Source organism: Paenibacillus sp. MT86, from assembly GCF_058792535.1.
On sequence record NZ_CM179499.1, the window covers coordinates 136533 to 147500 of the forward strand.

At 51.0% G+C, this 10968-nt stretch carries 9 protein-coding genes and 1 other RNA gene; all 10 read left to right on the plus strand.

The genetic code is table 11. The annotated features are described in order from the left end of the window. Window positions 1–162 precede the first annotated feature (162 nt). On the plus strand, window positions 163–1764 hold the full coding sequence (gene pyrG / locus AC3RCL_RS00625) for a CTP synthase (protein WP_192570119.1): 1602 nt from the start codon (window positions 163–165) through the stop codon (window positions 1762–1764). 270 nt (window positions 1765–2034) lie between these two features. After that, entirely contained in the window at window positions 2035–2427 is a 393-nt protein-coding gene (locus AC3RCL_RS00630; protein WP_009595517.1) for a response regulator, read from the plus strand. 173 nt (window positions 2428–2600) lie between these two features. Continuing rightward, window positions 2601–3455: a class II fructose-1,6-bisphosphate aldolase gene (gene fba, locus AC3RCL_RS00635; protein WP_012818384.1), complete on the plus strand. Its 855-nt coding sequence runs from the start codon at window positions 2601–2603 to the stop codon at window positions 3453–3455. Window positions 3456–3776: 321 nt separating this feature from the next. Then, complete coding sequence (gene murA, locus AC3RCL_RS00640) at window positions 3777–5036, plus strand: UDP-N-acetylglucosamine 1-carboxyvinyltransferase (RefSeq protein ID WP_036662837.1); 1260 nt, start codon at window positions 3777–3779, stop codon at window positions 5034–5036. Between the two features lie 154 nt (window positions 5037–5190). Next, entirely contained in the window at window positions 5191–6519 is a 1329-nt protein-coding gene (rho, locus tag AC3RCL_RS00645; RefSeq protein ID WP_012818386.1) for a transcription termination factor Rho, read from the plus strand. Window positions 6520–6551: 32 nt separating this feature from the next. Next, window positions 6552–7829 carry a radical SAM family protein gene (locus AC3RCL_RS00650; protein ID WP_492534145.1) on the plus strand — a complete coding sequence of 426 codons (1278 nt, stop codon included), beginning with the start codon at window positions 6552–6554 and terminating at the stop codon, window positions 7827–7829. Window positions 7830–8001: 172 nt separating this feature from the next. Next, the gene (gene rpmE / locus AC3RCL_RS00655; RefSeq protein ID WP_006207505.1) at window positions 8002–8199 is read left to right on the plus strand and encodes a 50S ribosomal protein L31; all 198 of its coding nucleotides are present in this window, start codon (window positions 8002–8004) and stop codon (window positions 8197–8199) included. A 117-nt stretch (window positions 8200–8316) separates the two neighbouring features. Beyond that, window positions 8317–8583: signal recognition particle sRNA large type (gene ffs, locus AC3RCL_RS00660), an RNA gene on the plus strand. A gap of 298 nt (window positions 8584–8881) precedes the next feature. Beyond that, window positions 8882–10597 (plus strand): DNA polymerase III subunit gamma/tau, encoded by a 1716-nt coding sequence (dnaX, locus tag AC3RCL_RS00665; protein WP_096777304.1) that lies wholly within the window; start codon window positions 8882–8884, stop codon window positions 10595–10597. 41 nt (window positions 10598–10638) lie between these two features. Continuing rightward, complete coding sequence (locus tag AC3RCL_RS00670; RefSeq protein WP_009595540.1) at window positions 10639–10950, plus strand: YbaB/EbfC family nucleoid-associated protein; 312 nt, start codon at window positions 10639–10641, stop codon at window positions 10948–10950. Window positions 10951–10968: the final 18 nt, after the last annotated feature.

Consider the following 10968-nt stretch of genomic DNA (forward strand, 5'->3'; position numbering starts at 1 on the left):
CAATATATGCGGTTTGTAATAGGTCGGAGGTCAGCTCGCTCACCATTATTGGAAGCGAGCGATGTTTTTGTTGGTCCCTCTGATGAATCAGGGGAAAACGGGTTAGGATAAACATCATATGTCGCCTGAAGTTATGGAGATTATATAGGAGGGTTTTTAACAGTGACAAAGTATATTTTTGTAACAGGCGGAGTCGTGTCATCTCTAGGTAAGGGAATTACCGCCGCTTCGCTCGGCAGATTGCTTAAGAACAGAGGGCTCAAGGTAACGATTCAGAAATTCGATCCGTACATTAATATAGATCCGGGCACCATGAGTCCTTACCAGCATGGCGAAGTGTTCGTTACTGACGACGGTGCGGAAACCGACCTGGACCTGGGACACTATGAGCGCTTCATCGATATTAACCTGTCGAAGAACAGCAATGTGACAACAGGAAAAGTATACTCTTCTGTTATTAGCAAGGAACGCCGGGGGGAATATTTGGGCGGCACCGTGCAGGTTATTCCTCATATTACGAACGAGATCAAGGAGCGCGTATTCCGTGCGGGCCGTGAAGCGGGTTCGGATGTGGTCATTACCGAAATCGGCGGAACGGTCGGCGATATCGAAAGCCTTCCTTTCCTGGAGGCCATCCGTCAAATCAAGAGCGATGTTGGCCGTGAGAACGTGATGTATATTCATGTAACCCTCATTCCATATATTAAGGCAGCCGGTGAAGTGAAAACGAAGCCGACGCAGCACAGCGTAAAAGAACTCCGCAGCATCGGCATTCAGCCGAATGTCATCGTGTGCCGTACGGAGCATGAGCTTTCAACCGAGATGAAAGCCAAAATCGCGCTCTTCTGCGATATCGACCCTAACGCGGTCGTAGAATGCCGCGACGCGTCCTCCCTGTATGAGGTGCCGCTGAATCTGCGCGATGAAGGCCTGGACGAAATTGTTGTCAATCATCTGAAGCTGACGACTCCTGCGCCGGATATGAGCGAGTGGGAAGATCTGGTGGAGCGCGTCTCCAAGCTGGAGAAGACCGTTGAGATTGCGATTGTCGGCAAGTATGTCGCGCTTCATGACGCCTACCTCAGCGTAGTGGAATCCCTGTCCCATGCCGGCTTTGATGCCAATGCCGACGTGAAGATCCGCTGGGTGAACGCCGAGGAAATTACGGCGGACAATGTGGAAGAGACGTTGAACGGCATCGGCGGTATTCTGGTACCTGGTGGATTTGGAGACCGGGGTATCGAAGGCAAGATCAGCGCGATCCGTTATGCCCGCGAGCGCAACATTCCATTCTTCGGTATTTGCCTTGGCATGCAAGTGTCCGTCATCGAATATGCCCGTTCGATCTTAGGTCTGAACGGCGCGAACAGCTCCGAAATTGATCCGGCTACCGAATATCCGGTTATCGACCTGCTTCCGGAGCAGAAGGATATCGAGGATCTTGGCGGAACGATGCGCCTTGGCCTGTATCCGTGCAAGCTGGTTCCGGGATCGCTTGCCGAGTCCTGCTACCAGGACGAGCTGGTTTACGAAAGACATCGTCACCGGTACGAGTTTAACAACCAATACCGCGAAGATATCGAGAAAGCGGGCCTGCGTATTTCCGGTACTTCACCGGACGGACGTCTGGTCGAGATCGTGGAGCTGCCAGGACATCCTTGGTTCCTCGCCGTGCAATTCCATCCGGAATTCACTTCCCGTCCGAACCGTCCGCAGCCATTGTTCCGTGAATTTGTAAAAGCCTCGATCCAGCATCAGGCATAATTGGGAAGAGCCTCTTTTTGAAGAGGCTCTTTTTTGCGTGCAAATTCGTTTGTCGCTGCGTGAAGGGTGGGGCTTAGGTCCGGAATCCTGTCCAGCGCTGTCGATATCGGATGCAGCCAATTCGTGATCTTTTTTTCTTGCTTTTTTTAGGACAGGAAGGAATTCGACATCTACAGGCGAATACAAATAATGGCCGGTTTATGGGAAAGTTATGAACTTTCGAGTTTGCATATACTCATTGTAGGATTTAAGTATCGGGAGGTTGGAAGGATGAGCAAACAAAGCAAACACAAAGTGCTGATTGTGGATGACCAGAATGGGATCCGCATCCTGCTTGTGGAAGTGTTCAGCAGTGAAGGATATGAGACGTTCCAAGCGGCGAACGGCAAGGCTGCCCTTGAAATCGTGAAGATGCATGCCCCGGATTTGGTGCTGCTGGATATGAAAATTCCTGGAATGGACGGGCTTGAGATTTTGAAGCATATTAAACAGATGAATCCGGACATTAAGGTGATCATGATGACAGCCTATGGAGAGCTTGACATGATCAAGGAAGCGACCGATCTTGGAGCGCTGATGCATTTTACCAAACCCTTCGACATCGACGAGATGCGGCAAGCCGTCAACATGCAGCTGAAAGGGACCGCGAACAACATCGGTTGAATGATGAATTCTGCTCAAGGGGCGGAATTCTTTTTTTGCCAGAATGTGAGTTCCTTCGCAGCAATTTAGGAAATGCTTGTTTAGTATTTATGACGCGATGTGGTATAATAAGTCCGTATGTTATATCGGCTAAAAACCATAGACAAACTAAGCATCTATAGGAGGATGAAACCATGCCATTAGTATCAATGACAGACATGCTGAACAAAGCACTCGAAGGTAAATATGCTGTTGGTCAATACAACATCAACAACCTGGAGTGGACATATGCAATTCTTGAAGCGGCTGAGCAAGAGAAATCGCCGGTAATTCTTGGTGTTTCCGAAGGCGCAGCTCGTTACATGGGTGGATTCAGCACCGTTGTACACATGGTAAAAGGTTTGATGGAGGACCTGAAAGTTACAGTTCCTGTTGCCATTCACCTTGACCACGGTTCAAGTGTTGAGAAATGTAAAGAAGCAATCGATGCAGGGTTCACTTCGGTTATGATCGATGATTCCCACAGCCCGATTGAGACGAATATTGCAACAACGAAACAAGTGGTTGAGTATGCTCACGCCAAAGGCGTTTCCGTTGAAGCCGAAGTCGGCATGGTCGGCGGACAAGAGGATGACGTTATCGGCGACGTAATGTACGCGAAGCTTGACGACTGCGTGCGCATCGTGAACGAGACAGGCATCGACACATTGGCGCCTGCGCTTGGTTCTGTCCATGGTCCTTACAAAGGCGAACCAAACCTTGGGTTTAAAGAGATGGAAGAGATTCGCGATGCTGTGAAACTTCCATTGGTGCTTCATGGCGGTACGGGCATCCCGACGCATGACATCAAGAAAGCTATCTCCTTGGGTACTTCCAAAATCAACGTTAATACCGAGAACCAAATCTCGTTCACCAAAGTTGTTCGTGAAGTGCTTGCCGCTAAACCGGAAGCTTACGATCCGCGCACATTCCTGAAACCAGGCCGCGAGGCAATCAAGGAAACCGTTGTCGGCAAAATCCGTGAGTTTGGTTCCAACAATCAAGCTTAATCACCCGTAACACACAAAAGTCGCTTGTAGCCTTCGTGGCCGCAACATGACGATAGGAATCACCTAAGATATTTTAGGCTGTCTTATGCTGCATACAATGAAATGGAAAGCACACCGCATAGCCGGTGTTTTTCCATTTCATTTATTAAGTTATCAAAAAGCGCAAGCGGATTGTGAGGCTTCACAACCGGATAATCGCTACGAAAACGAACGCTTATTGCGTCTGTCATCCTTTAGGAACGTCGATACGACGTTTTTCTTGTATGACGGGCATCAGAACCATTTCCGGCTGCGAAGTGATGTAGGGGGAACCGAAAGCTTATGGAAAAATTGATGATCAGCGGTGGACGCCCACTGCGAGGTGCTGTAACAATCAGCGGTGCCAAGAACAGTGCTATTGCGTTAATTCCCGCCGCAATCCTGGCGGAATCGGAAGTCGTACTTGATAATTTGCCGCTTCTCAGCGATGTGGCTGTTTATGCTGAGATCCTTGAGGAATTAGGCGGGCAAGTTTCATGGGAAGGCAATCAGATGAGAATTGACCCTTCTGATATCAAATCCATTCCGATGCCTAACGGACCCGTCAAGAAACTGCGCGCGTCCTACTATATGATGGGCGCCATGCTTGGAAGATTTAAAGAAGCCGTGATCGGCCTGCCGGGCGGCTGTAATTTTGAACCTCGTCCCATCGACCAGCACATCAAGGGCTTTGAAGCGCTTGGCGCGACCGTGACCAACGAACACGGCTCGATTCACCTGCATGCCAAAGAGCTGCGGGGCGCGAAGATCTACCTCGATGTAAGCAGCGTAGGTGCAACGATTAATATTATGCTGGCGGCTGCCAAGGCCAAAGGCTCCACAATTATCGAAAACGCGGCGAAAGAGCCTGAAATTATAGATGTTGCAACACTTTTGAATTCCATGGGAGCTGTCATTAAGGGCGCCGGAACGGAAACCATCCGGATCGAGGGCGTGACCGAGATGCATGGCTGCCGACATTCCATTATTCCAGACCGGATTCAGGCCGGTACATATATGATTGCTGCCGCAGCTACGCGCGGCGATGTTCTGATTGACAACGTCATCCCGAAACATCTTGAGGCCCTCACGGCCAAGCTGATCGAGATGGGTGTGGGCATCGAAGAGCTGGACGAAAGCATCCGCGTGATCGGTAAAGCCCGGTATCAGCATGTGGATGTGAAGGCGCTTATATATCCTGGATTTGCAACGGATTTGCAGTCACCGATGACCAGCCTCCTTACGCAAGCGGAAGGCGTCAGCGTCCTTAGTGATTTTGTATATAGCAACCGATTTAAACATGTTCCGGAGCTCGTTCGCATGGGGGCCAAAATTCGCGTGGAGGGACGCTCTGCCATCATCGAAGGCGGCCCGCTGAACGCAGCCAAGGTCAAAGCAACCGATCTGCGGGCGGGTGCGGCCCTTGTCATTGCGGGACTGACGGTGCCTGAAGGGATAACAGAGGTAAGCGGCGTGGAATTCATCGACCGCGGCTACGACCATCTCGTTTCCAATCTGCGAGAGCTGGGTGCCGACGTGTGGCGTGAGACCGAAGAAGAGTGATTTTTTTACCAAAATGAGGGAAATGTGTGGTGGAAACTGCATATCTCCCTCTGATTTGGGTAATGCTCCTAGTAAAGCTCTCATAGACTAATAGACTACATGACAGCAGGGAACTGCTGCGACAGAAACAAATAATTGAATAGGTGGTTATTGAATGGATTTACAAATAGCCGATTTGGAAGGCATGAAGCTGACGGATCTGTATAAGCTGGCCAAGAAGTATCAGATTCCTTATTATGGCCAGTTGAAGAAAAAAGAATTGATATTTGCCATTCTCCGGGCGCAGGCTGAACAGAGCGGCTTGATGTTCATGGAGGGCGTACTCGAGATTTTGCCGGAAGGATACGGTTTTCTGAGACCGATCAACTATTTGCCGAGCACGGAGGATATCTACATTTCGGCCTCCCAGATCCGCAAATTCGATTTACGGACCGGAGATTTGGTTTCTGGCAAATGCCGGACGCCGAAAGAGAACGAACGTTACTTCGGACTGCTGCAGGTCAACGCCGTGAATGGCGAGAATCCTGCCGTCGCAGCGGAACGACTACACTTCCCAGCCTTGACTCCTCTATATCCGCAAGAAAAGCTTGTTCTTGAAACATCCCCTAATCAGTTGTCAACCCGAATTATGGATCTGCTTGCACCCGTAGGTTTAGGACAACGCGGTTTGATCGTGGCACCGCCAAAAGCAGGGAAAACGCTCCTCTTGAAAGAAATCGCCAACAGCATCTCAACCAACAATCCAGAGATTGAACTGTTTGTTTTACTCATCGATGAACGGCCTGAAGAAGTGACGGATATGCAGCGTTCCGTTAAGGGTGAGGTGGTTGCTTCTACTTTTGACGAGCTTCCGGAGAACCATATCAAAGTGGCGGAACTGGTATTGTCGCGCGCCTTGCGGCTGGTGGAGCATAAGAAGGACGTGGTTATCTTGCTGGACAGCATCACCCGTCTGGCTCGTGCGTACAACCTGGTCATTCCTCCGTCCGGCCGAACGCTGAGCGGCGGTATTGATCCTGCGGCATTCCATCGTCCGAAACGTTTCTTCGGATCGGCTCGTAACGTGGAGGAAGGCGGAAGTTTGACGATCCTGGCGACAGCCTTGGTTGAAACCGGATCGCGGATGGATGATATCATTTATGAGGAATTTAAAGGCACAGGCAACATGGAGCTGCACTTGGACCGCCGCTTCGCGGAACGCCGTATTTTCCCGGCGATCGATATTCGTCGCTCCGGTACCCGGCGCGAAGAGGTGCTGCTGAACAAGGATGAACTGGATACCATTTGGGCGATCCGCAAAAATATGAACGACTCTGCCGATTTTGTGGAAGGCTTCCTTAAAAAAATGCGTGATAGCAAGAATAACGCGGAGTTCTTGGCATCATTTGACGTGAATGCCAACAACGGCGGCGGAACCGGGACTCAGGGCCAGACAGCCAGACGTCCATCGCGTGCATCTGCGGCGACGGCCCCTCAGAGCTAAGCCCTGAATCAACCGGAGAATAGGAGATCAACATGTATTTGGTTTATGCAGATGAACAAGGGAATGTATACGATCATTCCGAGCTGTTCGGGCTGGCCCGCAGCGGAGATATGATCGTCGAGATATTGGAAGATGAATTGATACCTTTGCCGGAGGGAGCTACGCTGGTCGGACTTCCGAGTACCCGAGCGATCGGAATGGATCCAAAGACCGGTGACATGATGCCGCTTGAGGACGGGTATACGGCTGTCGGAGCGCTTCTGCCGCAAGGCTACACCCGGCTCTGCCTGCCGGGGTACGTGAAATCGGACAAGGAGTATAAGCTGCCGCTGTTTGGTTACTCGGCGGTCGTATGGAAGGATGGCGCTTTCTATACGACGGCGCGTTTGTCCGACGATCCCGAGAAGTGGAATCCTGTGAATTGCGATCTGGACGACCTTGAGCTTGGAGTTAAGACGCTGAAGGAGAAGTATCCGGAAAACCGGCTCTACGAACATCTTTCTAACTGTGCGCTGGGATACGAATGCCTGACGGCGTCCAACACCTTCCTGAATCGCTGGGAAGGCGCGGTTCCCGTGTCTTACTCCTGCAATGCGGGCTGCTTCGGTTGCATTTCGGAACAGCCGGATGACAGCGGCTTTGTCTCCCCGCAGACGCGCATGAACTTCCGTCCGAGAGTGGATGAGCTGGTGCAGGTCATGCTGGAGCATCTGAAGACTCCGGAGTCGATCATCAGCTTTGGCCAAGGCTGTGAGGGCGAACCCTCCACCCAGGCGAAGATCATTATAGAGGCCATGCGAGAAGTCCGGGCACAGACCGACATGGGTTACATCAATATTAACACCAATGCGGGACTGACCGATTTTATCCGCGGTATCGTGGATGCGGGTCTTGATCTGATGAGAGTCAGCACGATCAGTGCATTGGATGCCCATTATAACGCATACTACAAGCCAAGAGGCTACACGCTCGCTAATGTGGAGAAATCTCTTCGTTACGCAACGGATCAGGGCGTATATACATCCATTAACTATCTGATCTTTCCGGGCGTGACCGACCGCGAGGAAGAGCTGGAAGCCATGATCGAGTTTGCCCGGCGAACGGGACTCAAATTGATTCAGCTTCGCAATCTGAATATTGACCCTGAGAGCTATCTTGGCCTCATTCCGCCTGCGCAAGGCGAGATTCTCGGAATGAAGCAGGCGATCGAGATCATGCAGGAGGAGCTGCCGGATGTGGTGATCGGCTCCTATACGCATGTGCCCCCTGCTGGACAGGCGAGACCGAAAAAGCGGCCTTCGATTATTTAACTAGCACGGACTCGAATGTGCTAAAAATAGGGTGTAGTTCCAATTGCGGACTTGTCTGATGATTTGTGTATGGACTATTGCGCATTCAATTTGCTCGTGCTATACTCCTTTTATGTGTCCATATAACTCTGGGTCCGCATGAGGCTCAGGGCGGAAAGAGGTGAAAGCTACAATGAAACAAGATATTCAACCGAAATATCACGTTACTACAGTTACTTGTGCTTGCGGTAATACGTTTGAAACAGGTTCTGTGAAACCCGATCTTCGTGTAGAGATTTGCTCGAACTGTCATCCGTTCTTCACAGGTAAACAGAAATTCCTGGATGCTGGCGGTCGTGTTGATAGATTCAAGAAGAAATACGGTATCTAATAAACAAACCCTTCGCCCTGGTGGTCGAAGGGTTTTTGTCTGTCTGCAGGGCCGATGGAGTATGCAACTTCTTCCGTCGGTTGCTTTTTTGGTAGCCATGCGATATACTAAAGTTCGCCGTGCTAGACGGGGAGGTAGCGGTGCCCTGTAACTCGCAATCCGCTGTAGCGAGGTTGAATTCCTGTTAGAGGTGTTGTCGATGTGAGGCTGGTCCCTGCGCTCAACGTTGACGGTTGGGTCCTCCGCAATGAGCACTTGTGAACCTGGTCAGGTCCGGAAGGAAGCAGCCATAAGCAAGACCGCTTTTGTGCCGGAGGAGTGCCTAGCCCGAGTTGCTGCTCAGGATTGCCGCTCGGATCGCAATGATCAATAACAGGTGCACGGTATACATATCTGCATCACATAACACCTTTGCCTTTGGCAAGGGTGTTTTTTGTCGAGGCGGGATTCTAAATTGGAGCGAATGCTTCACGTGAACTTTGGATAAAGTTTTCCAAGTAAACGTTTTGCTAAGGCAGGGGAAAGTAGTATAGAATGTAGTATAATATAACCGTTGACTCATGCCGTTTAGGCTGGGATTGACCATGAATATAACTTGTAAAGCACGTGAGGATTGGGCTTTGGTGTGAGCCTTGGATTTCCTAATCTTCGCGAAGTGGAAGTTGAAAGAGGGTAAAGCATAGTGGAACATATCGCGTTATATCGAGCTTGGCGACCACAGTCGTTCGGCGACATGGTGGGCCAGCAGCATATTATCCAGACCCTGCAGAATGCCATTCGCGAGCAGCGGGTTTCCCATGCCTACCTGTTCAGCGGTCCACGGGGTACAGGCAAGACCAGTGCCGCTAAAATTTTGGCCAAAGCCGTGAACTGCGAGCATGGTCCGGCTGAGGAACCCTGCAATGCATGCGAGGCCTGCCGGCGCATAACGTCCGGAGCCGTCATGGATGTCCAGGAGATCGATGCGGCATCCAACCGCGGCGTAGAGGAAATTCGTGATTTGCGGGAGAAAGTCAAATACGCACCGACCGAAGTACGGCGCAAGGTTTATATTATTGACGAAGTACACATGCTGACGACGGAAGCGTTCAATGCCTTGCTGAAAACGCTGGAGGAGCCGCCGGCACACGTGATGTTTATACTAGCGACAACAGAGCCGCACAGGCTTCCGGCAACGATTATTTCACGCTGTCAGCGGTTTGACTTCCGTAGGGTGTCCCTGGAGGAACAAACCGGACGTCTGGAGCAGATCTGCGGGGAAGAAGGCATTACGGCTGAGCATGAAGCGCTGCAGTATATTGCGCGTCTATCGGATGGCGGTATGCGGGATGCTTTGAGCATTCTGGATCAGATCGCTTCCTTCACTGGAGGTACCGTATCTTACCGGCAGGTCATGGACATGACGGGAGGCATTGCCTCAGAGCAGTTTGGCCGTCTGGCCGGCGCCGTGAAGCAGGGGGATGCCGGACTGGTCCTGCAGATCGTGGAGCAATTTATGCAGGAGGGAAAAAGCGCAGATAAATGCATGGAGAATCTCCTGTACTATTTCCGCGATTTGCTTATGATCAAGATGGTTCCCGATGCCGACAAGCTGACCGATCGGGTTTTGAACCCGGCCGAGTTTCAGGAGATGGCAAATGCCTTCAGCCGGGATGAGCTGTTTCAAATGATTGATACGCTCAACCGTTATCAGAGTGAGATGAAATATGCCTCGCAGCCGCAAACCCTGTTTGAGGTGGCACTGCTCAAGCTTTCCGGCATTACCCAATCCGGCGGCGGGGCCGCAGCTGTCCATTCTACCGCCGATGCGGGAGAACTGGCTCAGTTGAAACAGCATGTAGCCGCACTTGAGAAAAAGCTGGAGCGTCTGATTCAAAACGGTGTTCCTGCATCGAATCAACGCGAACCGGCCAAGTCTGCCCGTACACCTGCACCGAAAGCAGCTTCAACGGCCAAGATTCCGCAGCATATGGATCAGTATGTATCCTCCCGGACCGGAGAGGATTATACCGCTGTACATCGGCAGTGGGCCCAAATTCTGCAGAACGTGAAAGAGGAGAAGGTAACGGTTCACGCATGGCTGATGGATGGTGAGCCCGTATCCGTATGGGAAGACAAGGTCCTTGTCGCTTTCAAAAACAACATCCACCGCGAAACCACGGAGAAACCTGCCAACAAACAGGTGATTGAAGGGGTTCTTGAGTCTATGCTCGGCAAGCCGTACCATCTGGTGACCATGATGCTTCGCGACTGGAATGATGCGGTAGAAGGAGTAGGCAAGCCTCAGGCGGAAGAGCTTAAGCTGGAACATGAAGAAGCTGATGCCGGTGGAGAAAAACCATGGATTGATGAGGCGATCCAGCTGTTTGGAGAAGACCTCGTTGTCATAAAAGACTAGCGCGTCCCTACGTGCACCCTAATTATAAGGAGAGATGAATCATGAATAATATGAACCAAATGATGAAGCAAGTGAAAAAGATGCAGGAGCAAATGCTGAAGGCGCAGGAAGAGCTTGCTACAAAAACCGTTGAAGGAACTTCCGGCGGCGGCGTGGTTACTGTAGAAGCGAATGGCCATAAACAAATTTTGTCCATCAACATCAAGCCTGAGGCGGTTGACCCGGATGATGTGGAAATGCTGCAGGATCTGGTGCTGACTGCGGTTAACGATGCACTTGCCAAGGCTGAAGAAATTGCGAACGCCGATATGGGCAAATTCACAGGCGGCATGAAAATCCCGGGCTTGTTCTAAACTAACCTAGAAGGAGTA

Coding starts and splice junctions, on each gene's coding strand:
- AC3RCL_RS00630 (WP_009595517.1), top strand. CDS start 2,035: ATGAGCAAACAAAGCAAACACAAAGTGCTGATTGTGGATGACCAGAAT.
- fba (WP_012818384.1), top strand. CDS start 2,601: ATGCCATTAGTATCAATGACAGACATGCTGAACAAAGCACTCGAAGGT.
- murA (WP_036662837.1), top strand. CDS start 3,777: ATGGAAAAATTGATGATCAGCGGTGGACGCCCACTGCGAGGTGCTGTA.
- rho (WP_012818386.1), top strand. CDS start 5,191: ATGGATTTACAAATAGCCGATTTGGAAGGCATGAAGCTGACGGATCTG.
- AC3RCL_RS00650 (WP_492534145.1), top strand. CDS start 6,552: ATGTATTTGGTTTATGCAGATGAACAAGGGAATGTATACGATCATTCC.
- rpmE (WP_006207505.1), top strand. CDS start 8,002: ATGAAACAAGATATTCAACCGAAATATCACGTTACTACAGTTACTTGT.
- AC3RCL_RS00670 (WP_009595540.1), top strand. CDS start 10,639: ATGAATAATATGAACCAAATGATGAAGCAAGTGAAAAAGATGCAGGAG.